Source organism: Streptomyces sp. NPDC111802 (assembly GCF_055634335.1).
Window position 1 is genome coordinate 1 of sequence record NZ_JBVKCZ010000040.1, and the last position, 21,339, is coordinate 21,339.

Below are 21,339 nucleotides of genomic sequence, written 5' to 3' on the forward strand. Positions count from 1 at the left end.
CCCGCCCACAACCTGACACCAGCATGGTCCCCACCCATGACCACACCAACGAGCGAACTGGCCAGCAGTCACGGCAAGCACCGTTGCAGTACTAGCGTCCCGGGCGGGCCCGCGCCAGTGGTTCAGGCGGACAGCACGTCGAGCAGCCGGTCGACGTCCGCCGGGGTGTTGTAGAGGTGGAAGGCGGCGCGCAGGTTGCCCGCCCGGTCGGAGACCTCGATCCCGGCCGCGCTCAGCTCGGGCTGGCGGTGGCCGAGGCCGGGCACGGAGACGATGGCCGAGCCGGGCGACGGCACCGGTTCGTGGCCGAGACCGGCCAGCCCCTCGCGGAAGCGGTCGGCGAGAGCCAGGTCGTGGGCCTGGATGGCGGCCACGCCCAGTTCCTCGATCAGCTCCAGGGACGCGCGCAGCGCGGCGTGGCTGAACAGGCTGGGGCTGATGTCGAAGCGGCGGGCGGAGTGGGCCAGGTCCTCGACGGGGCCGTAGCAGCTGTCCCAGGGCAGCTCACCGGCGACCCAGCCGGCCAGCAGCGGGGTCAGCCCGCCGAAGTCCTCCGGGACGACGCAGAACGCGGCCCCGTGCGGGCCCATGAGCCACTTGAAGCCGACCGCGGCGACGAAGTCGTGCTCGCCGGCCTCCAGCGGCAGCCATCCGGCCGACTGGGAGGCGTCGACGTAGGTGCGCGCCCCGTGCTCCAGGGCCGCCGCGCGCACCGCGGGCAGGTCGGCGATCCGGCCGTCGGCGGACTGCGCGGCGCTGACCGCGACCAGGGCGGTGTCCGGGCGGACGGACTCGGCGAGGCGCTCCAGCGGGACGGCGCGCACCTTGAGGTCGGCGCGCATGTAGAAGGGGTTCACGAGGGACGAGAAGTCGGCCTCGGCGGTGAGGACTTCGGCGCCCGCGGGCAGCGACGCGGCGATCAGCCCGCCGTACTCGGCGACCGAGGCGCCGGTCGCGACCCGCTGCACGGGCACGCCCGCCAGCCGAGCGAAGGAGGCACGGACGGCCTCCACGTCCTCGTACAGCGGGCCGAGCGGCGTGCCCTCGGCCCGCATCCGCACGGCCCGCTGCAGGGCGGTGACGGCGCGGGCCGGCAACAGGCCGTTGCTCGCGGTGTTGAGATAGACGTTCTTCGGGGCGAACTCGGCGCCGACGAGGCTCTCGAAGGTCTCCATGGCTCCACTGTGGGCCCTGAACACCTATCAGTCCATTGCGATTCTTTGCGTGGTTTCGCCAAGGAACGCTTATAGATGGCCCCGAACCGCGCCTTCGCCCAGCGGCTCAGCAGCCCGGCGGCTCAGCGCTGCGGCACCGCGCACCCGTCGGGACCGCACGCGTCCGCGTCACCCTGGTCGAGGAGCCGCAGCGGCGGCCGCTCGCCCCACGCCTGCGTCAGCGCCCGCTCGAAGACCTCGGCGGGCTGGGCGCCGGAGACGCCGTACTTGCGGTCGAGGACGAAGAACGGCACGCCCGTGGCGCCGAGCTGCGCGGCCTCGCGCTCGTCGGCGCGGACGTCGTCGGCGTAGGCGTCCGGGTCGGCCAGCACCTTGCGGGCGTCCTCGGCGTCGAGGCCGGCGGCGACCGCCAGCTCCACGAGCCGCTCGTCGCCCTCGGAGAACACGGACCGCTCCTCGGCGAAGTTCGCCCGGTAGAGGATCTGGATCAGCTCGTCCTGCCTGCCCTGTTCCTTGGCGAAGTGCAGCAGCCGGTGCATGTCGAAGGTGTTGCCGTGGTCGCGGCCCTCGGTGCGGTACTCCAGACCCTCCGCGGCGGCCTGCGTGCCGAGGTTCTCCTCACCGGCCTGCGCCTGTGCCGCGCTCATGCCGTACTTCTTCGTGAGCATGGTGATCACGGGCTGGATGTCGCCCTTGGCGCGCCCCGGGTCCAGCTCGAAGGAGCGGTGCACCACCTCCACCTGCTCGCGGTGCGGGAAGGCCTCGAGCGCCTTCTCGAAGCGGGCCTTGCCCACATAGCACCAGGGGCAGGCGATGTCGCTCCAGATCTCGACGCGCATGTCTTCGGCTCTCTCCAGGTCGTACGGGATGCGGAGACCCCCTCCGCCTGATGTATGAACGTTCAAACAGCGCCGTTCATTCCCGTCCCTCGTCCCCCTCCCTCGTCCCCCTCCCTCGTTCCCCGCCCTCACTCCCCCGCCGAGGAGAAGCGCAGATTCAGATGGTGATCCCCCTCGGCGGGCGGGTTGTCCGGGTCCGGGATCCAGCCCTGGCGGGCGTAGAAGGCCTGGGCGCGGCGGTTGTCGACATGCACGTCGAGCAGGGCCGTGCGCTTGCCGTCGGCCCGCCACTCCTCCGCGCAGGCCGTGTGCAGGGCCGTACCGACGCCGCGGCCCCAGTGCTCGGGGTCGACATGGAACTGGAACAGCTTGACCGTGTCGGCGGGGGCGCCCTCGGGGGTGCGGAAGGAGGCGAGCCCGATGATGCGGCTCTCCTCCACGACGCACAGCACATGCCCGTCCGGCCGCGCGATCGCGCCCTGCCAGGCGGCGAGCCAGTCGGTGCCGTCCTGCGGCAGTCCTTCGGGGTAGTAGGTCGCCCGGGCGCGTGCGTGCAGGGCGGCGACCGTCTCCGCTTCGGCGGGCAGGACGGTACGGATCACCCGGGTTCCGGTCGCTCTGTCGCTGATCATGCAACGGAGGACGTGCCCTCGACCGCCCCGGTTCCGAGCCGGCTGAACTGCGCCCGGTACGCGCTCGGCGTCAGCCCCGTTCGGCGGACCAGATGCCCGCGCAGCGAGTCGGCGGTACCCAGGCCGCAGGCACGGGCCACCTGGTCCATGGGCAGCGCGGTGGTCTCGAGCAACTCCTTGGCGCGCTCGATGCGCTGATGCAGCAGCCACTGCAACGGGCTCACCCCGCTCTCGGCGTGGAAGCGGCGGGTGAGGGTGCGGACGCTGACGCCGGCCTGGCGGGCCAGGTCGGTGAGGGTGAGCGGCTTGTCGAGGTTGCGCATGGCCCAGCCGCGGGTGTCGGCGCAGGCGTTGCCGCGCTCGGGCGGCAACGGGGTCTGGGTGAACTGGGTCTGGCCGCCGGGCCGTACGGGCGCGACGAGGGCACGCCGGGCCACCTCGTTGGCGACGGCGGCGCCGTAGTCGGTGCGGATGATGTGCAGGCACAGGTCGATGCCGGCGGCGTAGCCGGACGAGGTCAGATACGGCCCGTCCTGGACGTACAGCACGTCTCCGCGCAGGTCGACGCGCGGGTACCGGCGGTGCAGCTCCTCGGCGTGCGCCCAGTACGTCGTGGCCCGGCGGCCGTGCAGCAGGCCCGCCTCGGCGAGTTGGAAGGCGCCGGTGCACAGGGACGCGATCCGCCTGCCGTCGGCGGCCGCCTCACGGACCGCGCTCACGATCCGCGACTCCGGCTCGAAGGGCTCCCCGGTCCCCGCCACGAGCACGGTGTCCGCCTCGCGCACGGCGTCGAGTCCGTGCCGTACGTACAGGTCGAGTCCGCCGGTGGTGGGCACCGGTCCCGGCTCGGCCGCGCAGATGACCACCTCGTAGCCGGGCCGCCCGGCCACCTCGACCTTGCCGAACAGCATCTCCGGGATGGCGAGGTTGAACATCGCGACGGGCGAGGGCGCGACGACGGCGATGCGGTGCGGGGCGAGCGGACGGGGCATGGCCAGAACCTCCGGGTGCATGGCATTCCGGCCACTACTGTACGGCGGCGGAGATGCGCAGGCTGGGGGCATGTCGATGAACATGACGCGCCGCGGCGATCAACTCGCCCATTCCCAGGGTGAGTCGACCCCGAAGGCCAGGGAATCCAAGACGCCCTCCGCCGCCCTCACCCTCACCGCCGGACTGCTCGGCTTCGCCCTCGTCTGCCTCGACGCGTCCATCGTGAACGTGGCCCTGCCCGCGATCGGTTCCTCCCTCGGCGGCGGGATGTCCGGCCTCCAGTGGGTCGTCGACGCCTACACGCTGGCCTTCGCCGCGCTGATGCTGTCCACCGGGGCGTTCTCGGACCGGGCGGGCGCGAGCCGGGCGTACGCGCTCGGTGCCGCCGTCTTCACGCTCGCTTCGGCGGCCTGCGGTCTGGCGCCGAACCTGCCCGCCCTGATCGGCGCGCGGGTCGTGCAGGGCGTCGCGGCGGCGGTCGTGCTGCCGGCCTCGCTGGCGCTGGTGCGGCAGGCGTACGCCGATCCGGCGCGGCGGGCCCGTGCGGTGGCCATATGGGCGGCGGGCGGTTCGGCGGCGGTGGCGCTGGGCCCGGTGGTGGGCGGCGCGCTCACCACGGCCTGGGACTGGCGCGGGATCTTCTTCGTCAATCTGCCGGTGGGCGCCCTGATCCTCGCGCTGCTGGTCCGGGCCCCGCGTTCGCGACGCCGTCCGGCCCCGCTGGACCTGCCCGGTCAGGTGACGGCGGTGGTGGCGCTCACGGCACTGACGTTCGCGGTGATCGAGGGCGGCACGGCGGGCTGGGCGGCGCTTGCGGTGGCCCTCGCGGCCATCGCCTTGTTCCTCCGCGTCGAGGCACGCCGGCCGCACCCGGTCGTCCCGCTCGGCCTGTTCCGCAACCGGACCGTCGCCGTGACGGTGGCCGCCGGGGCGGCGGTCAGCGTCGCCTTCTACAGCATGGTGTTCGTCTTCTCGCTCTTGTTCCAGCAGGTCCAGGGCCGTTCGGCGCTCCAGGCCGGGCTGATGTTCCTGCCGATGACGGGCCTGATCGCGGTGACGAACGTGGTCGCGGGCAAGCTCGCGGGCCGCCACGGCGCCCGGCTGCCCATGGTGCTGGGGCAGGGCCTGGCCGTCGTGGGACTGCTCATGACGCTGTACGTCGACGCCGGCACTCCTGCGGTCCTGGTGGCCCTGCTCCTCGTCCCGATGGCGCTGGGCTGCGCGCTCACGGTGCCGCCGCTGACGGCAGCCATGATGGACGCCGTGCCGGCCGAGCGGGCGGGCCTGGCGGCCGGCGTGCTCAACGCGGCCCGGCAGATGGCGGGGGCGTTGGGCATCGCCGTCTTCGGGGCGCTGATCTCCGACGGCTTCGTGGCGGGGATGCGGCTGAGCGTGGTCGTCAGCGCGGCCCTGCTCACGGTGACGGGCCTGCTCAGCTTCCGTCTCGCAGGTCCTTCGGCCAGTTCGGCCTGAACTCGAGGTGGTCGTACGTCACCACGCACCCCTCCCCCAGCGGCGACTGCGTCATGAAGCCGACGAGGGCCGCGCCGGTCTCCTTCTCGTCGCCGAGGGTGAACAGCCGGACGAAGGTCCATCGCTCGCCGTCGCGGGAAGCGTGGAAGGCGAAGGCGCGGCCGGTGCGGCTCACCCGAAGCCACACCGAACTCCCCTCCACGGTGAAGGAGTTGGCGTCGTCGGAGTGGCCCCGGGTGACGACCGTGCAGACCGTGGGCACGTCCGGGGAGTACTCCAGGCACAGCTTGGCCCAGGCCCGCTCGCCGACATGGACGTACAGGACCCCGGCGTCGAAGGCGCCCGCGAATCCGACGGTGACCCGGGCTATCAGCTGGAAGTCGCCCTCGGGCGCGCCGAGCAGCCGGGGCGCGTCGGAGGCCGGGTCCAGGGCCTCCCCGGTGGGCGGCACGAAACGGTCCTGCCGGGGGCCGGCCCAGCCGCTGAGGATGCCGTCCTCGTAGGCCCAGTGGCCGTCGGGGCCGTATGTGCGGAGCAGGAAGGGCAGTTCGGGAAGTTCCACGTCCATGCGGGGATTCTTCCAGGCGGGGCCCGGCGCCGGGTGGCCGAGGGTGGTCCCGGTCAGCGCGACTGGAGCGCGTCCAGGGCCACGGCCTGGGCGATGGCGAGGCGCAGGTCCAGATCGGGCGAGGCCACGTCGAGCAGATAGCGGTCGCGCAGCCCGATCTTCTTGTCGACCTTCATCACGGCCTTGTCGCCCGAGGCGAAGTCGAAGTGGTACGGCCACACGAACGGTATGAAGTCGAGCGGCAGCAGCTCCCAGACCCGGCGCAGCACGGCCACGGCCCGGTTGCGCTCCTGTCCGACGGCCGAGACCGAGCCCGGCTGGTCCAGCTCCCACGTCGAGCGCAGCAGGGAGGCGGCGAACTTCTTGCGGAACGTGCCGACGGGGTTGTCCATCGCGTCCCGCACGTCGTACACGGCGCCGACGTCGAGCACCTGGCGGGCCTTGGCGGTGAACAGGACCCGCTCCTTGGTCTCGTCGGTGTAGAAGGTCATCTGCTCCTTGAGGGTCATCCGCTTCTGCTCGGCGAAGGCGACGACCCTGCCGTCGGAGCCGTCCGGCAGCGCCTCGGCCACGACATACCGGTTGATCATGAAGGTCGTCTTCTGCCGGATGGTGAAACGCTCGTTCGTCTGGCGTCCCGCACTGTCCACTGTTCCGCTCCCGAGCCGGTGATCCCTGCCGCCGCGGGCTTCCCCCGGCGGATCCGTCCATCCTCATCCCGCGCCCCGGGCCGGGGCAGTCTCCGTAAGTCGACATCCCCAGCGACCAAAGATGACGGGTCGGGGGGCGAGCGGGTGTCGACTTTCGTCGTTCGGGGCCGCGCCGAAGGGCGGATGCGGGCACCCGCGGGCGGCTGTCTATCGTCTGCGCGTGGACGCAAGCCAGACACCCCGCACCGACCGGCCGCTCCGCGCCCGGCTCGCCGCCGCCTCCCCGTGGTCCCGTAAGCGGATCATCGGGGAGAGCGTGCTCGCCGTCGTGCTCGCCGGGTCGGCGGGCCTCTTCGACGGACACGCCGGATTCGGCGGGTGGTCCGTCGTCGTGGGCCTGGCCGTCGCCGTACTGTCCCTGGCCCGCCGCTCGTTGCCGGCGACAGTGCTGCTCATCTCGTCGGCCATGGCCGGATCGGTGGCCGGCGCGGTACCGCTGCTGATGTACGCGAGCTGGTCGGCGGGCAGCCGGATCATGCGCCCCGGGCGCGCGCTGGCCGCGTACGCCACCGCGTTCGTGCTCTACCTCGTCGTCGGGGCCCACGCGGCGGCCGGGGAGGAGATCGAGATGCCGCTGCTCCTGACGGCCGGGCTGGCGGCGGGCTCGTTCCTGGCGCTGGTGATCGTGCCGGGCCTCGCCTCCCGTTACCGCGCCCAGCGCCACGCGCTGCTCGACGCCCTGCGGCGGCACAACACCCAACTGGTGCGCGAGCAGGCGATGGTGGCGCGGCAGGCCCGGCTCCTGGAGCGGCAGCGCATCGCCCAGGACATGCACGACAGCCTCGGCCACCAGCTCGCCCTGATCTCCGTGCACGCCGGGGCGCTGGAGGTGGACCCGGACCTGAGCGACCGCCAGCGGGAAGGGGTGGGCATCCTCCGGGAGGCCTCCAGGTCCGCGATGCGGGAGCTGCGCGAGGCGGTCGGCATCCTGCGGGACGGCGTCGCGGCGCCCGCCGGAGGGCAGCCGGACGTGGCCGACGCCGAGCCCTCGACGGCCCGCGTGGCGGCCACCGTGGACGACCTCGTCGAGTCGTCGCGGGCCGCGGGCGCCGCCGTCGAGCTGCACCGCTCCGGCACCGTACGGCCCCTCGCGCCGGCCGCCGACCACGCGGCGTACCGCATCGCCCAGGAGGGCCTGACCAACGCGCACAAGCACGCGCCGGGAGCCCCGATCTCCGTGGCGCTGCGCTACGAACCGGACAGTCTGGTGGTCGAGGTGGCCAACGGGCCCGTGCCGGCCGGCGCACCGACGGCGCCGCCCGCCGTGAGCGGTGGTCAGGGACTGGCGGGCCTGCGGGAGCGGGCCCGGCTGGTCGGCGGCATGGTGCACACCGGTGCCACTCCCGACGGCGGTTTCCGTCTCGCCGGTGTGCTGCCCTACGGCGGTGGTGAGCCCCGGCCCGGCCCGGACGGCGCGACCTCCGTCGCCGCTGACGACGACTTTCGGGGGCAGATCGGCGGGGGCGCGGCGGGCGACGGTGGAGCGGTCATCGACCGTTCCGATCCGCAAGGGGAGTTCGCCGCCATCATGAGCAGCAAGAAGAAGGTCGCCCTCGGTTGTGCAGTCGCCTCCGTCGTCCTCGTCGTGGGCGTTCTCGCCCTCGGGGCCTGGGGGCTGACGGCGCTGTTCGACGAGGTGGAGAGCGGCACCATATCGGCGAGCGTGTACAAGTCCGCGAAGGTCGGTGACGCCGAGAAGGACGTCAAGGCCAAGCTGCCGGAGGGCAGTTCCCTGCTCACCGAGGGCCAGGAGAAGCACGGCCCGCCGCTGCCCGAGGGCGCGACGTGCCGTCACTACCTGGACGTCGACGACGACATCGTCTACCGGTTCTGCTTCCGCGACGGGAAGCTGGTCGCGAAGGAGTCCTACAAGGACGAGATATGAGCGGTCACGACGAGGTCGCACAGGTGACCGATCGGGCATGATGGCGGGGCTTTGCCATCCGTTCATCACACCCACACCGTGCAGGAGGCCGCGTGATCCGGGTCCTCGTCGCCGACGACGAGCCGCTCATCAGGGCCGGCATCAGGATGATCCTCACCTCGGCCGACGACATCGACGTCGTCGCCGAGGCGGCGGACGGGCGGGAAGCGGTGGAGACCGCCCGGAGCACCGCGGTCGACGTGGCCCTGCTGGACATCCAGATGCCGGTGATGGACGGGCTGACCGCGCTGGCCGAGATCGGCCGGGCCGCGCCGCAGGTGCGCGTGCTGATCCTGACCACGTTCGGCGAGCGCGACAACGTCCTGCGGGCGCTCGGCCACGGCGGCGCGGGCTTCCTGCTGAAGGACTCCGCGCCGCAGGAGCTGATCCACGCGGTGCGCGCGGCGGCGGCCGGCAACGCCTATCTCTCCCCGGCCGCCACCCGGCACGTCGTGGACACCCTGGCCTCCCCCGCCGCCACCGCCCGCGGCGAGCAGGCGCGCCGCCGGCTGGCCGGTCTGACCGCACGGGAACGCGAGGTGCTGGCCCTGCTCGGCGAGGGCCTGTCCAACGCGGACGCGGGCGCCCGGCTGCATATGAGCGAGGCCACGGTGAAGACGTACGTCAGCCGCATCCTGACCAAGCTCGACTGCGACAACCGAGTCCAGGCGGCACTCCTGGCCCGGGACGCGGGCCTGGAGTCGAACGCGAGCTGACGAGCTGACCACCGACCCCAGCGGCTGCCGCGCCCCGAAGCGGAGCGCCTAGGGTCTGTCGTTCGGATCAGGTCGGCTGAGAGAGACTGCGCCTCTCAACCGACCCGAGCGGGGGCGATGGGGGTGCCCCCGCGCGAGCCGAGCGAAGCCGGTTCGAGCGTGGGGGAGCGTGCAGCTGCAAGGCGGAGGAGGGAGTCGACGCGGAGCGGCGACAACCGACGACAACGCGCCAGATGCGCATGCCAGACCCCGCGACGCCGGCATGATCCAAACGACAGGCCCTAGCGCTCCAGCGCGCCGTTGAACCTCCGGGGCAGCCCCAGCGGGTTGTCGTCCCGCAGCTCCGCGGGAAGCAGCGCCTCGGGCGCGCCCTGGTAGGCCACCGGCCGCAGCCACCGCTCGATGGCGGTACCGCCCACCGACGTCGAGGTCGAGGTCGTCGCCGGGTACGGACCACCGTGATGCTGGGCCGGCGCGACGGCGACACCCGTCGGCCACCCGTTGACCAGCACACGACCGGCCAACGGCGTCAGTTCCGCGAGGATCTCCGCGCCGCGTCCCTCACCGGCCGCCTCCTCGGCCGACAGGTGAACGGTCGCGGTGAGGTTGCCGGGCAGCCGGGACAGCACCGCCTGCGCCTGCGCGTCGTCGTCGTAGCGGACCACCACGGTCACCGGGCCGAAGCACTCCTCCAGGAGCAGGTCGTAGGCCCCCTCGTCGGCCAGCTTCTCCGCCGCGACCGACAGGAACCCGGCGCTGACCGTGTGTTCACCGCCCGCGCCCGGCGTCACCGGCGACTCCACACCGTCGAGCCCGACCCGCTCGGTGACCCCGGCGATGAAGTTGTCGCGCATCCGGTGGTCCAGCAGGACGCCCGCCTCGCTGTCGCTGACGGCGTCCGTGAGGGACTTGACCAGTCCGTCGCCCGCCGCGCCGGACGGCACCAGGACGAGGCCCGGCTTCACACAGAACTGGCCGACGCCCAGCGTCATGGACCCGGCCAGACCGGTGCCGATCGCCTCGCCGCGCTCGGTCGCGGCGGCCTCCGTGACGACGACCGGGTTCAGGGAGCCCAGCTCGCCGTGGAAGGGGATCGGGACCGGGCGGGCGGCGGCCGCGTCGAACAGGGCACGGCCGCCCCGTACGGAACCGGTGAAGCCGGCCGCGGCGACCTGCGGGTGCCTGATCAGCTCGATGCCGGCCTCGAAGCCGTGCACCAGACCCACGACGCCCTCGGGGATGCCGTGTTGGGCGGCGGCCGTCCGCAGGACCTTGGCGACCAGCTCGGACAGCCCCGGGTGGTCGGGGTGGGCCTTGACCACGACCGGGCAGCCCGCGGCCAGCGCGCTCGCCGTGTCGCCGCCGGCGACGGAGAAGGCGAACGGGAAGTTGGAGGCCGAGTACACGGCGACGACGCCGAGCGGCACCTTGTAGCGGCGCAGGTCCGGGATCGGCGGAGTGGCGGTGGCGTCGGGGTGGTTGATGACGACGTCGAGGAAGGCGCCCTCGTCGACGATGTCGGCGAAGGCCCGCAGCTGGTAGCAGGTCCGGGCGAGTTCGCCGGTGAGGCGGACCGGGCCGAGCGCGGTCTCGGCGTCGGCGGCCTCGACGAGGTGGTCCTTGGCGCCCTCGAGCCGGTCCGCGGCGGTGCGCAGGAAGGCCGAGCGGACCGTACGGTCGGCGAGGGAGCCGCGCGCCTCGTACGCCGCGCGGACGGTGGTGTCCACCTCCTGGGCTGTGGCCTCCACCGCAACCTGTTCACGCTGCTTCCCGGTACGGGGGTCGACACTCCAGACTGGTGCTGCTGCCACCGCAGGTCCCTCCACATGTAATGCCGCAGTGCTGGGTCATCCACCAGGGGTGTTCGATATACTGAACACTGTCTCTGATGATGAATACGCTGTCGGAGACTATTTCCCGTCGAACGAAGGGGTCAAGGGCGATGTCGGCTGGCGAGACGGGCGGCGGGGCGCAGGTCAAGTCCGCGGTACGGACGGTTGAACTGCTCGAATACTTCGCCGGACGCCCCGGCATGCACTCCCTCGCGGCGGTCCAGGAGGCCGTCGGATATCCCAAGTCCAGCCTCTACATGCTGCTGCGCACGCTGGTCGAGCTGGGCTGGGTGGAGACGGACGCGACGGGCACGCGGTACGGCATCGGCGTACGGGCGCTGCTGGTCGGCACGTCGTACATCGACGGCGACGAGGTGGTCGCGGCGGCCCGTCCGACGCTGGACCGGCTGTCGGACGACACGACGGAGACGATCCACCTGGCCCGTCTCGACGGCACGAACGTCGTCTATCTGGCCACCCGCCAGTCCCAGCACTACCTGCGCCCCTTCACCCGGGTCGGCCGCCGCCTCCCGGCCCACTCCACCTCCCTGGGCAAGGCGCTGCTGAGCACATACACGGACGAACAGGTCCGCAAGATGCTCCCGGAGACGCTCCCGGCGCTGACCGAGAACACCATCACCGACCGCGAGAAGCTCATCGAGGAGCTCCACCAGGTCCGCGAGCAGGGCTTCGCCGTCGACCGCGAGGAGAACACCCTCGGCCTGCGCTGCTTCGGCGTCGCGATCCCGTACCGCACCCCCGCCCGCGACGCGATCAGCTGCTCGGTCCCGGTGGCCCGGCTGACGCCCGCGCACGAACAGATGGTGAAGGACGCGCTGTTCGACGCGCGGGACCGGCTGACACTGGCAACTCGTAGGCTCTGACTCCATGGATGTGGAACTGCGCGCGGTGCACGACAGCGATCTGCCCGTCTTCTACCGGCAGATGAACGACCCGGAGGCGCTGCGCATGGCGGCCTTCACCCCCAAGGACCCGGCCGACCGGGACGCCTTCGACGAGCAATGGAAGCGGATCAGGTCCTCGTCGCACGTCCTGCGCACGATCCTCGCCGACGGTGACGTGGTGGGGAGCGCGGCCGTGTACGGGGAGCCGGGCGAGCGGGAGGTCACCTACTGGGTCGACCGCGCCTACTGGGGCCGCGGAATCGCCACGGCAGCCCTGCGGGGGCTGCTCGTCGAGGTGCCCGAACGCCCGCTGTACGCACGGGCGGCGGCGGACAACGAGGGCTCGCTCCGGGTGTTGCGCAAGTGCGGGTTCCGGGTGACCGCGCAGGAGAGGGGCTTCGCGAACGCACGGGGCGAGGAGATCGACGAGCTGGTCCTGGCGTTGCAGGGCTGAGCCCCTCTCCCCCGTACGGCGGAGACGGATCATCGTCGCGCAGGACGTGCCCTGATGTCGTCGCGCGGGAGCGTGGACGCATGACGCGGACATTCGCTCCCCCGCAGGTGACCCCCGCCGTCGGCGCCGGCCGGCCCCGTCGGCTGCTGCGTGCCGTCGCGATCGCCTCCTGTGTGCCGTACCTCGCGCTCAAGGCCGCCTGGATCGCCGGGAGTCACCTCGGGATCCCGCAGGGCAGCCGGCTCCTTGAGCACCGCGGGAGCATGGTCGTCGCCAACGGCGTCACCGTCCTCATGGACGGCGCGGTGATCGTGCTCGCGCTGGTGCTGACCCGGCCGTGGGGGCTGCGGGCGCCCGCGTGGCTGCTCGGCCTCCCCGCATGGGTGGCCACCGGGCTGCTCGCGCCGATCATGGCCGGGTTTCCGCTCCAGCTCCTCGTCGACCTGCTCGGCGGGTCCCCGGCGACCTCCGACGCCGGCGATGCCGAACCCTTCCTCGACGCCTGGGTCTTCGGGGTCGTCTACACCGGCTTCATCGTGCAGGGACTCACTCTGGGCGCCCTGTTCGCGCTGTACGCCCGCGACCGCTGGGGCCGGTTGTGGGAAGGGCGGGTGTGGGAGCTTCCGGTCGGCCTCATCGGGGCGGCCCAGCGTGCCGTCGCCGCCGCGGCGGCCGTATGCGCGCTGCCGCCGCTGCTGACCCGTCTCCTGTGGGCGTGCGGCGGCACGGCCGGGCTCGACGAGAGTCATGTCACCGGCCGCACCAGTGGTTTCTACGTCATGGAGGCCCTGTCCGCCGTGTTCCTCGCCATGGCCGTCACCGGCGGCCTCCTCCTCGCGTTCCGGCGCGGCCGGGCGCTGCCCGTCATGGTGCCGCTCGCCCTCGTCTGGGTCGGGTCCGCCGCCTCGGTCTGCTGGGCGGGCTGGCTGTCGCTGGCCCCGCTCACCGACGTCGCCGACGACCCGGCACCGCTGATGAACCTCACCTACGCTGGTCAGATGATCGTCGGCATCCTCGTCGCCTGCCTCGGCGTCCACTTCCTCGCGGAGCGCTCCGCGAGCCGGAAGTGTCGTTCGGTGTGAGCGAGTTCGTCCGCTTTTTGTTCGGGCGGCGGGCGCGGCGGCGCTGGATCCATCTGATCCTCGGCGGCGCGCTCGCCATGCCGTACGTCTTCGTCGGCCAGCTCGTCGTCGGCCCCGCCACCGACTCCCGGTACGTCTTCAACGACCTGCCCCTCCAACTCCTCTCCTTCGTCGTGGGGTTGCCCCTGGCCGCCCTCACCGCGGCGCTGTTCCCGCTGACCCGGTCCCTGGAGGCGGGTGCCGTGCGGTCGCTGTGCGGGGTGGACGCGGGCCTGCTCGCCCAGGGTCCGGCCCGGTCGCGGGCCGCGAAGGGGCGGGCGGCGGCCTGGTTCACGCTGCATCTCGGGTTCGGCGGGATCATCTCGGGGATGTCGCTGGCGGTGCCGCCGTTCGCCGGGTTCCTCACCGCGCTGCCACTGCTGGTGTGGGCGGGCGGCGATGACTTCGTCGGGTTGCCCGAGGCCCTCGACCGCACCTGGGTGCTGGCGCTCGCGCCGGTCGCGGGCGTGGCGACGATGCTCGCGCTCGCCGGCTGCGCGGCCGTCTGCGGTGCGCTGCTCGCCCGCTGGGCGCCCGCGCTGCTCGGGCCGACGCCGGAGGACCGGCTCGCGGCGGCCGAGGCGCGGGCCGCCGACCTCGCCGTGCGCAACCGGCTCGCACGCGAGCTGCACGACTCCGTGGGCCATGCGCTGAGCGCCGTCACCCTCCAGGCGAGCGCGGCCCGCCGAGTCCTCGACAGCGACCCGGAGTTCGTCCGCGAGGCGCTCGCCGCGATCGAGGACACGACCCGGCGCACGGTAGGCGAACTCGACGCCGTGCTCGGCGTGCTGAGGGACGGCGACGCACCCGGTACGGCCCCGGCGCCCACCCTCGCAGCCGACCTCTCCGGCCTGCTGCGCCGCACGCGCGCGTGCGGGCTGCGGGTGACCGCCACGGTCGGCATCGACCCCGACGCGCTGCCGCCGGTCCTCTCCCGCGAGGCCTACCGCATCGTGCAGGAGGGGCTGAGTAACGCGCTCAAGCACGCCGGTGACCGGACGGCCGTGTCCCTGCGGATCGAGACCGCCGACGGGCACCTGGAGATCACCGCCGAGAACCCCCTGGCCCACGCCCCTTCCTGCCGCCCCGGCGGCGGCCACGGCCTGCGCGGTATCGCCGACCGGGCGCGGCTGCTGGGCGGGACGGCTCAGGCCGGCCCCGCACACGGGACGTGGCGCCTGCACGTACGACTGCCCATGAAGGGACCCGCATGACGACGCCGCCCATCCGGATCGTCCTCGCCGACGACGAACGCATGGTGCGCACCGCCCTGCGCGCCATCCTCTCCGCCGAGCCGGACCTGGAGGTGGTCGGGGAGGCGTCGACCGGGGCCGAGGCGGTCACCGTGGTGCGGGAGCGGCGGCCCGACGTGGTCCTGATGGACGTACGAATGCCGGAGATCGACGGCATCCGGGCCACCGAGCAGATCCTGGCCACCCTCGACGCGCCGCCCCGGATCGTCGTCGTCACGACCTTCGAGAACGACTCCTACGTGTACGACGCCCTGCGCGCCGGAGCCGCCGGGTTCCTGCTGAAGCGGGCCGAGGCCGACGCGCTCGTGCAGGCCGTACGGCTGGTCTCGCGCACCGACACCCTGCTGTTCCCGTCGGCCGTGCGCGCCCTCGCGGCCGAGCACGCGCGCGCGTACCCCGCGCCGCCGCCCTGGGTGGCGCGGCTCACGGGCCGGGAGAGCGACGTGCTGCGGCTGATGGCGCGGGGCCTGACCAACGCGGAGATCGCACGGCGGATGGAGGTCGGTCCGGCGACCGTGAAGTCGCACGTGGCGGCTGTTCTGGCGAAGACGGGCACCCGGGACCGCACCCAGGCGGTCATCGCCGCGTACGAGGCGGGCTTCATGAACGCCCGATGAGAAAACGGGGCGCAAGGGAACGATTACGCCCATCCCGATCGTCCTCTCGGGTGGGATGAACAAGACGATCAGGCGGGCGTCCGTCTTCGCGCTGCTGCTGGTGTTCGCTCTGCTGGTCAGGGCGACCTGGGTGCAGTTCTACGAAGGCCAGGCGCTCGCGAACGACAAGGACAACCGGCGGAACACGATCGCGCTGTACAGCGAGCCGCTCGGCAACATCATCGTGGGCGGCGACGCGGTCACCGGCTCGGCGCCCACGAAGAGCGGTGACCTCGCGTACAAGCGGACGTACACGGACGGGGCGCGGTACTCGGCCGTGACCGGCTACAGCTCACAGGCGTTCGGAGCCACCCAGCTGGAGGGCATCTACCGGGACCTGCTGGACGGCACCGACAACCGGCTGAAGAGCGTGCTGGACACGATCACCAACAAGCGCTCCGACCCCGGCAACGTGATCACGACGATCGATCCGGACGTGCAGAAGGCGGCGTACGACGCGCTCGGCGACAACAAGGGCGCCGCCGTGGCGATCGACCCCACCACGGGGAAGATCCTTGCGGTCGTCTCCACTCCGTCGTACGACCCGGCGCGGATCACGACGGGCGACTCGGACGCCTGGAAGCAGCTGACCAAGGACGCCGACAAGCCGATGACGAACCGCGCGCTGCGCCAGCCGCTGCCGCCGGGTTCGACGTTCAAGCTGGTCGTCGCGGCCGCCGCGCTGGAGGACGGGCTGTACTCGTCGGTGGACGAGAAGACGGACAGCCCGGACCCGTACCCGCTGCCGGACACCAATCAGGACCTGGGCAACGAGAACCCCAACGCCCCCTGTGAGAACGCCTCGATCAGGGTCGCGCTCCAGTACTCCTGCAACAACGTCTTCGGGAAGATGGCCGTGGACCTGGGCCAGGACAAGGTGCGGGAGACGGCCGAGAAGTTCGGTTTCAACGACGACGCGCAGGACGTGCCGGTGCGGGCGTACGAGAGCGTGTACCCGAAGGACATGGACCGGCCGCAGACCGCCCTGTCCGGCATCGGCCAGTTCGATGTCACCGCGACCCCGCTCCAGATGGCCATGGTGTCCGCCGCCATAGCCAACGACGGCAAGCTGGTCTCGCCGCATATGGTGTCGCGGATCACCGACGGCGGCGGGGATGTGTTGGAGAACTACGACGACCGGACCGACACGCAGGAGATCGTCAGTTCCGACACGGCCGAGCAGCTCCAGTCGGCGATGCGGACGGTCGTCGAGGACGGCACGGGCACCAACGCGCGCATCCCGGGCGCGACGGTGGGCGGCAAGACGGGCACGGCCCAGCACGGCGAGAAGAACAGCAAGACGCCGTACGCCTGGTTCACGTCGTACGGGAAGGCCGACGGCAAGGAGGTCGCCGTGGCGGTGGTCGTGGAGCAGTCGAACGCGGCCCGGTCGGAGGTCAGCGGGAACGGGCTGGCGGCGCCGGTCGCCAAGGCGGTGATGGAGGCCGCGCTGAAGCAGTAGCCGAAGCAGCCGAAGCAGCAAAGGGCCCCGGCTCGACGCCGGGGCCCTCTTGCTCACTTCACGCCCAGCACCTGCTCGATCGGGTTGATCGCGAAGTACACCAGGAACAGCGCCGAGGTCCCCCACAGCAGCCAGTGGATGTCCTTCGCCCTGCCGAGGACCGTCTTGATCACGACGTAGGCGATGAAGCCCGCCCCGATGCCGTTGGTTATCGAGTACGTGAACGGCATGACGGCGATGGTCAGGAACGCCGGGATGGCGATCTCGTACTTGTCCCAGTCGATGTGCTTGACCTGGGTCATCATCAGGAAGCCGACGGCGACCAGGGCGGGGGCGGCCGCCTGGAGCGGGACGATGGTGAGCAGCGGGGTCAGGAAGAGGGCCAGGGCGAAGAGGCCGCCGGTGATCAGGTTGGAGAAGCCGGTGCGCGCGCCCTCGCCGACGCCGGCCGCCGACTCGATGTAGGAGGTCGCGGAGGACGACGAGGACGCACCGCCGGCGGCCGCCGCGGCGCCGTCGATCAGCAGCACTCGGCCGAGGTTCGGCACCTTGCCCTGCTCGTCGAGGAGACCGGCCTCGGCGCTGATGCCGACGACCGTGCCCATGGTGTCGAAGAAGTCGGACAGGACCAGCGTGAAGATCAGCAGGACGACCGTGATGGTGGTGGTCGCGCCGAACGCGCCGAACAGGCTGAAGTCGCCGATGAGTCCGAAGTCGGGGGTGTCGACCAGCTTGTCGGGCCACGCGGGTGTGGTCAGGCCCCAGACCTTGATGTCGGCGATCGAGTTGATGATCATCGCGATCACCGTCATGGTCACGATGCTGATCAGGATGGCGCCCTTCACCTTCCGGGCGAGCAGGGCGATCGTCAGCAGGACTCCGAGGCAGAACACCAGGATCGGCCACCCGGTGAGCTGACCTGTGCCGCCGAGCTGAACCGGCACGGTGGTGTTCGCGGCGTCCGGGATACGGCTGACGAACCCGGCGTCCACGAAGCCGATGAAGGCGATGAACAGGCCGATGCCGACGCTGATCGCCTGCTTCAGCGGTTGCGGGATGGCGTGCATGACGGCCTCGCGCAGCCCGGTGACCACCAGCACGCAGATCAGCAGACCTTCGAGGACGACCAGGCCCATCGCGTCGTCCCAGGACATCAACGGGGCGATCTGGAAGGCCACGACGGCGTTCAGGCCGAGGCCGGCGGCGAGCGCGAGCGGGAGGTTGCCGCCGACGCCCATGATGATCGTCATGACGGCGGCCACCAGGGCGGTGGCGGTGGTGAGTTGGACGGCGTCCAGCTGGTGGCCGAACTTGTCCTTCGCGCTGCCGAGGATGATGGGGTTCAGGACAAGGATGTACGCCATCGTGAAGAACGTGGCGAAGCCGCCCCGTATCTCACGGGCGAAGGTGGACCCCCGGTCGGAGATCTTGAAGAACCCGTCGACGCTGTTCACCCCTGGTGGCGGGGCACTTGACCGGTCGGCCACCTTCTGGGATTCGGACATGGCGGTTGCTCCTTGTTGCCTGGTGGATCGATGTGCGGATGCTGGCTGGATTGTTCCCGCGTTGAACGCGTTTCAGGTTTTCTTCGTGTTACGGAATCAGCGCTGCTCACGTACGAGGTACCACACAGTGTTCGAGACCCCGTACGAGCCAGGTGTTCGATCACTGCTACGCTTCCGGACCTCGCCCGGATGATCGCGAAATGATCGCCGGACGACCACACATCACTCACACACCACCGCCCAGGCAGGAGGGGTCGCCCGTGGGCACGGTCGTCGACGACGCCGCCTCCGTGGAGTTCCATGCCTTCTTCGAGCACCACTACGCCGAACTCTCCCGGCTGGCCCATCTGTTGACGGGCGAGGCGGACGCCGCCGACGATCTGGCGGCGGACGCGCTGCTGGCGCTGTGGCACCGCTGGGACCGGGTGCGCGCGGCCGACCATCCGTTGGCGTACGCGCGCGGCGTCGTGGCCAACCTGGCCCGCACGAGGATCCGCAGCGCGGTACGGGAGCGGCGGCGGATCGCCCTGTTCTGGTCGCAGCGCGAGGAGAAGACGGAGAACCCGGACATCGCGGGCGTCGTCGACGTCCAGGAGGCGTTGCGTAGACTTCCGTTCCGCAAACGCGCCTGTGTGGTGCTGCGGCACGCGTTCGACCTGTCCGAGAAGGACACGGCGCTCGCCCTGGGCATATCGGTCGGTACGGTGAAGAGCCAGACCTCCAAGGGGATGGCCGAGCTGCAACGGCTGCTGGGCACGCGGCAGGCTCCGCTCAAGGTGCATGCGGCAGCGATGGCCCGCACCGGCGGCGCCGGAGGAAGGAACCGATGATGCGGCGGGACGTGCACGACGAACTGCGCGCCCGGCTGCACGAGGCGGCCGAGGCGCACGAGCCCAACCGCGAGCGGATCCTGGCCCGTGTCGAGCGCGGCATGGCGGAGCAGACCCGCCCCGACCACCGGGCGACCCGGCCGCCGGCGTACGGCTGGTTCCGGGTGGTGACCGCCACGGCCGCGGTCGCCGGGGTTCTCGCGGTCGGCGGCTACGCGGTGGCCTCCGCCGTGAAGGAGGACCGCCCGCAGCAGTCGGTGGCCACGTCGCCGACGCCCGCCCCGTCCCCGGACGCGACGAGCCGCGCCCCGGCCCCGCCCGCCCCGCCGGCGGACCCCACGACGGAGTCCCGCGAGACGAGCGAGCCGCCGCCGTCGTCGAAGCCGAGCGCCACGCCCGCGCCGCCCGCGGCCGAGGGCGAGGAGGACGGCCCGCTGTGGTCGAACGCCTCGGTGGACCCGCACGGCAACGACTTCTGGGCACAGAGCAATCTGACGCTCAGGACGAGCGAGCAACTCACCGCGCTCACCGTGCGGTTGAGGATCGCGCAGACCGGCCAGGTCACCTCGACCGGCGCCTGGCGCTCGCTGCCGGAGGAGGACTTCACGCTGACGGTCGAGGAGAAGGACGGCTTCCTCGTCTACACCTGGGTGCTCAAGGAGGGCCGTACGGTCCGCGCGGGCGAGTGGGTGTTCGCCGGGCAGTACAACCATGAGCGCGGCGGCCGGGACGCGCAGGGCGACAGCTATGCGATGACGGCGACGGCGGGCGGCGCGCAGCTGTCCGTTGCGGGCGGCTTCGCACCGCCCGACGACAACGGCTCGGCGGCCGACGGGGATACGTGAGAACTCCGCACGGGTCCGGACGCAACCTCCCGCGCGTTCTCGTCATCTGACATCACGTACCAGTGATCACGCTGGTAACGGGCCTGCCGGCCTGAGCCCCCCTTCGGCCGGCAGAACGGAACGCCCCGTCGGTGACGGCCGACGGGGCGTTCGTCCTTCTTCCCGCTCCCACGACTAGTTCATGGTCGAGCCGATGGCCGTGGAGCCCGTCACCAGGAACGTCGTCGCGGGCAGCGCGCCGTCGGCCTTCCGGGCCCCGTACGCGGACGTCGCGTCGGTCGACCTGAAGGGCGGCGTGGCCACCCCGCTGTCCCAGTTGTTCGCCGCCGAGACGCTCGAAGGGCCCGGCTTCGACAGCCCCTTCCTGTTGCCCACGGCGAGATTGCGGGCAAGCCGCGCCTTCCCGGTGGCGAAGTAGAACCCGGTCTCGGCGTTGCCGTACGCGGTGTTGCGGTTGAGGACGATCGCCCCGGTGTTGGAGTTCTCCGTGAAGCCGTGCAGCGTGTTGTCCCAGGCCGCGTTGTTGTTGACCACATGGGCCACCGAGGCGCCCCCGCCGCCCAGCTTGAACCCGTTGCCGTTGCCCTCGAAGGAAGGGTCGCTCCACCGGTTCTTGCCGTTGCCGAAGGCCCAGGTGTGCTCGACGGTGACCGGCGAGGAGAACTGCCAGAGGTCGAGGCCGTCGTCCGAGTTGTCGTACAGGCGCGCCCCGGTGATCCTGTTGCCCGTCCCGGAGCCGAACTTCACGGCGATCCCGTCGGCGTTCTGCCCGTGTCCGGCCGGATCGTAGTTGCCGTGACTGTCCAGGTTCTGCACGAGGTTGTCCGTCGTACCGTCGCCGCGCAGGGTGAACCCGGAGTCGCCGTTGTTCGCGGTGACGAGGTTCTTGAAGACGCCGCCCACGGACGACGTGGCGACGAAGCCCTGGGCCGGCGAGTTGACGAAGGTGAGGTTCTGGACGGTCCAGTAGTCGCCGTAGATCCCGGCCAGCCAGGAGCCGTCGGGCAGCTTGGACCCGTCGATCCGCACCTTCTCGCCGCCGTGGGCCTGGAGCGTGATCCGGGCCGAACCGGTGCCGTTCGCCGTGGACTTGAGGGTGGCCGACGGGGTGTATGTGCCGCCGCGGACCTGAATGGTCGTACCCGCGGTGGCGCCGGCCACGGCCGACTCCAGTTGCGCGGTGCTGGTCACGGTGACCGTCGTCGAGGCGGCCTGGGCGCCGCCGTCGGACAGGCCGAGGTGGACGCCGCCCGCTCCGGCGGCTACGGCGATCGCGGCGGCGATGGAGAGGGTGCGGGTCCGGCGGTGGCGTCCGGTGCCGTGACGCACGGGGCGTTCCTTTCCTTGGGGACGGGACGCCCTGCTGTCGTCGCCGTGGCCGGACGAGGTTGCCGGGCCTCAACGAAAACGAGCGAAACTTTCGCTGCCCCTCATCCCCCCACTCCC

20 protein-coding genes are annotated in these 21,339 nt (G+C 71.8%); 11 read left to right on the plus strand and 9 right to left on the minus strand.

Annotation, left to right across the window (positions count from 1 at the left end; genetic code table 11):
- Positions 1-122: 122 nt before the first annotated feature.
- The 4 genes from ACZ7NC_RS34175 to ACZ7NC_RS34190 all read right to left on the minus strand — a co-directional run bounded on the left by ACZ7NC_RS34175 (position 123) and on the right by ACZ7NC_RS34190 (position 3,638).
- The gene (locus ACZ7NC_RS34175) at positions 123-1,175 is read right to left on the minus strand and encodes an aminotransferase class V-fold PLP-dependent enzyme (protein ID WP_471494021.1); all 1,053 of its coding nucleotides are present in this window, start codon (positions 1,173-1,175) and stop codon (positions 123-125) included.
- A 122-nt stretch (positions 1,176-1,297) separates the two neighbouring features.
- On the minus strand, positions 1,298-2,014 hold the full coding sequence (locus ACZ7NC_RS34180; RefSeq protein WP_471494024.1) for a DsbA family oxidoreductase: 717 nt from the start codon (positions 2,012-2,014) through the stop codon (positions 1,298-1,300).
- Between the two features lie 128 nt (positions 2,015-2,142).
- The gene (locus ACZ7NC_RS34185) at positions 2,143-2,646 is read right to left on the minus strand and encodes a GNAT family N-acetyltransferase (protein ID WP_471494026.1); all 504 of its coding nucleotides are present in this window, start codon (positions 2,644-2,646) and stop codon (positions 2,143-2,145) included.
- Complete coding sequence (locus ACZ7NC_RS34190; protein ID WP_471494029.1) at positions 2,643-3,638, minus strand: GlxA family transcriptional regulator; 996 nt, start codon at positions 3,636-3,638, stop codon at positions 2,643-2,645. Before ACZ7NC_RS34190 ends, ACZ7NC_RS34185 begins: the two co-directional genes overlap by 4 nt.
- A 70-nt stretch (positions 3,639-3,708) precedes the next feature.
- Here ACZ7NC_RS34190 and ACZ7NC_RS34195 point away from each other — a divergent pair, with 70 nt between their 5' ends.
- Positions 3,709-5,112 carry an MFS transporter gene (locus tag ACZ7NC_RS34195; RefSeq protein ID WP_471494031.1) on the plus strand — a complete coding sequence of 468 codons (1,404 nt, stop codon included), beginning with the start codon at positions 3,709-3,711 and terminating at the stop codon, positions 5,110-5,112.
- On the opposite strand, the gene ACZ7NC_RS34200 is transcribed toward ACZ7NC_RS34195, so the two are convergent.
- Positions 5,072-5,680 carry a DUF1349 domain-containing protein gene (locus tag ACZ7NC_RS34200; protein WP_471494033.1) on the minus strand — a complete coding sequence of 203 codons (609 nt, stop codon included), beginning with the start codon at positions 5,678-5,680 and terminating at the stop codon, positions 5,072-5,074. The genes ACZ7NC_RS34195 and ACZ7NC_RS34200 overlap by 41 nt on opposite strands.
- Positions 5,681-5,733: 53 nt before the next feature.
- The gene (locus ACZ7NC_RS34205; protein ID WP_471494035.1) at positions 5,734-6,330 is read right to left on the minus strand and encodes an LURP-one-related family protein; all 597 of its coding nucleotides are present in this window, start codon (positions 6,328-6,330) and stop codon (positions 5,734-5,736) included.
- A gap of 220 nt (positions 6,331-6,550) precedes the next feature.
- Between ACZ7NC_RS34205 and ACZ7NC_RS34210 the strand changes: the two genes are divergently transcribed.
- Entirely contained in the window at positions 6,551-8,275 is a 1,725-nt protein-coding gene (locus ACZ7NC_RS34210; RefSeq protein WP_471494038.1) for a sensor histidine kinase, read from the plus strand.
- A gap of 92 nt (positions 8,276-8,367) precedes the next feature.
- On the plus strand, positions 8,368-9,030 hold the full coding sequence (locus tag ACZ7NC_RS34215; protein WP_471494040.1) for a response regulator transcription factor: 663 nt from the start codon (positions 8,368-8,370) through the stop codon (positions 9,028-9,030).
- A gap of 281 nt (positions 9,031-9,311) precedes the next feature.
- Here the strand turns inward: ACZ7NC_RS34215 and ACZ7NC_RS34220 are convergent, their stop codons facing one another.
- The gene (locus tag ACZ7NC_RS34220) at positions 9,312-10,841 is read right to left on the minus strand and encodes an aldehyde dehydrogenase (NADP(+)) (protein ID WP_471494042.1); all 1,530 of its coding nucleotides are present in this window, start codon (positions 10,839-10,841) and stop codon (positions 9,312-9,314) included.
- A gap of 131 nt (positions 10,842-10,972) precedes the next feature.
- Between ACZ7NC_RS34220 and ACZ7NC_RS34225 the strand changes: the two genes are divergently transcribed.
- From ACZ7NC_RS34225 to ACZ7NC_RS34250, 6 genes are all read left to right on the plus strand, one after another.
- On the plus strand, positions 10,973-11,746 hold the full coding sequence (locus ACZ7NC_RS34225) for an IclR family transcriptional regulator (protein ID WP_037743746.1): 774 nt from the start codon (positions 10,973-10,975) through the stop codon (positions 11,744-11,746).
- 4 nt (positions 11,747-11,750) lie between these two features.
- Complete coding sequence (locus tag ACZ7NC_RS34230; protein ID WP_471494045.1) at positions 11,751-12,221, plus strand: GNAT family N-acetyltransferase; 471 nt, start codon at positions 11,751-11,753, stop codon at positions 12,219-12,221.
- 80 nt (positions 12,222-12,301) lie between these two features.
- Positions 12,302-13,303 carry a hypothetical protein gene (locus ACZ7NC_RS34235; protein WP_471494047.1) on the plus strand — a complete coding sequence of 334 codons (1,002 nt, stop codon included), beginning with the start codon at positions 12,302-12,304 and terminating at the stop codon, positions 13,301-13,303.
- Positions 13,300-14,556, plus strand: coding sequence for a sensor histidine kinase (locus ACZ7NC_RS34240; RefSeq protein ID WP_471494049.1), 1,257 nt, complete (start codon positions 13,300-13,302; stop codon positions 14,554-14,556). The genes ACZ7NC_RS34235 and ACZ7NC_RS34240 overlap by 4 nt, the downstream gene beginning before the upstream one ends.
- Positions 14,553-15,212, plus strand: a complete 660-nt coding sequence (locus ACZ7NC_RS34245) for a response regulator transcription factor (protein WP_471494052.1) — start codon at positions 14,553-14,555, stop codon at positions 15,210-15,212. Before ACZ7NC_RS34240 ends, ACZ7NC_RS34245 begins: the two co-directional genes overlap by 4 nt.
- A 55-nt stretch (positions 15,213-15,267) precedes the next feature.
- Positions 15,268-16,713: a peptidoglycan D,D-transpeptidase FtsI family protein gene (locus tag ACZ7NC_RS34250; RefSeq protein WP_471494055.1), complete on the plus strand. Its 1,446-nt coding sequence runs from the start codon at positions 15,268-15,270 to the stop codon at positions 16,711-16,713.
- 53 nt (positions 16,714-16,766) lie between these two features.
- On the opposite strand, the gene ACZ7NC_RS34255 is transcribed toward ACZ7NC_RS34250, so the two are convergent.
- Positions 16,767-18,218 (minus strand): NCS2 family permease, encoded by a 1,452-nt coding sequence (locus ACZ7NC_RS34255; RefSeq protein ID WP_471494057.1) that lies wholly within the window; start codon positions 18,216-18,218, stop codon positions 16,767-16,769.
- Positions 18,219-18,478: 260 nt separating this feature from the next.
- Between ACZ7NC_RS34255 and ACZ7NC_RS34260 the strand changes: the two genes are divergently transcribed.
- The gene (locus tag ACZ7NC_RS34260) at positions 18,479-19,048 is read left to right on the plus strand and encodes a SigE family RNA polymerase sigma factor (protein ID WP_471494059.1); all 570 of its coding nucleotides are present in this window, start codon (positions 18,479-18,481) and stop codon (positions 19,046-19,048) included.
- The gene (locus ACZ7NC_RS34265) at positions 19,045-19,893 is read left to right on the plus strand and encodes a hypothetical protein (RefSeq protein WP_471494061.1); all 849 of its coding nucleotides are present in this window, start codon (positions 19,045-19,047) and stop codon (positions 19,891-19,893) included. Before ACZ7NC_RS34260 ends, ACZ7NC_RS34265 begins: the two co-directional genes overlap by 4 nt.
- A 174-nt stretch (positions 19,894-20,067) precedes the next feature.
- Here ACZ7NC_RS34265 and ACZ7NC_RS34270 read toward each other — a convergent pair whose 3' ends face one another.
- A complete protein-coding gene (locus tag ACZ7NC_RS34270; RefSeq protein WP_471494063.1) occupies positions 20,068-21,222 on the minus strand; it encodes a right-handed parallel beta-helix repeat-containing protein in 1,155 nt (384 codons plus the stop codon).
- Positions 21,223-21,339: the final 117 nt, after the last annotated feature.

What these genes read in the sequence shown, in the direction of transcription:
- ACZ7NC_RS34235 (WP_471494047.1), top strand. Translation starts at nt 12,302, where the DNA reads ATGACGCGGACATTCGCTCCCCCGCAGGTGACCCCCGCCGTCGGCGCC.
- ACZ7NC_RS34230 (WP_471494045.1), top strand. Translation starts at nt 11,751, where the DNA reads ATGGATGTGGAACTGCGCGCGGTGCACGACAGCGATCTGCCCGTCTTC.
- ACZ7NC_RS34185 (WP_471494026.1), bottom strand. Translation starts at nt 2,646, where the DNA reads ATGATCAGCGACAGAGCGACCGGAACCCGGGTGATCCGTACCGTCCTG.
- ACZ7NC_RS34200 (WP_471494033.1), bottom strand. Translation starts at nt 5,680, where the DNA reads ATGGACGTGGAACTTCCCGAACTGCCCTTCCTGCTCCGCACATACGGC.
- ACZ7NC_RS34265 (WP_471494061.1), top strand. Translation starts at nt 19,045, where the DNA reads ATGATGCGGCGGGACGTGCACGACGAACTGCGCGCCCGGCTGCACGAG.
- ACZ7NC_RS34255 (WP_471494057.1), bottom strand. Translation starts at nt 18,218, where the DNA reads ATGTCCGAATCCCAGAAGGTGGCCGACCGGTCAAGTGCCCCGCCACCA.
- ACZ7NC_RS34180 (WP_471494024.1), bottom strand. Translation starts at nt 2,014, where the DNA reads ATGCGCGTCGAGATCTGGAGCGACATCGCCTGCCCCTGGTGCTATGTG.
- ACZ7NC_RS34190 (WP_471494029.1), bottom strand. Translation starts at nt 3,638, where the DNA reads ATGCCCCGTCCGCTCGCCCCGCACCGCATCGCCGTCGTCGCGCCCTCG.
- ACZ7NC_RS34245 (WP_471494052.1), top strand. Translation starts at nt 14,553, where the DNA reads ATGACGACGCCGCCCATCCGGATCGTCCTCGCCGACGACGAACGCATG.
- ACZ7NC_RS34195 (WP_471494031.1), top strand. Translation starts at nt 3,709, where the DNA reads ATGTCGATGAACATGACGCGCCGCGGCGATCAACTCGCCCATTCCCAG.
- ACZ7NC_RS34250 (WP_471494055.1), top strand. Translation starts at nt 15,268, where the DNA reads ATGAACAAGACGATCAGGCGGGCGTCCGTCTTCGCGCTGCTGCTGGTG.
- ACZ7NC_RS34175 (WP_471494021.1), bottom strand. Translation starts at nt 1,175, where the DNA reads ATGGAGACCTTCGAGAGCCTCGTCGGCGCCGAGTTCGCCCCGAAGAAC.
- ACZ7NC_RS34225 (WP_037743746.1), top strand. Translation starts at nt 10,973, where the DNA reads ATGTCGGCTGGCGAGACGGGCGGCGGGGCGCAGGTCAAGTCCGCGGTA.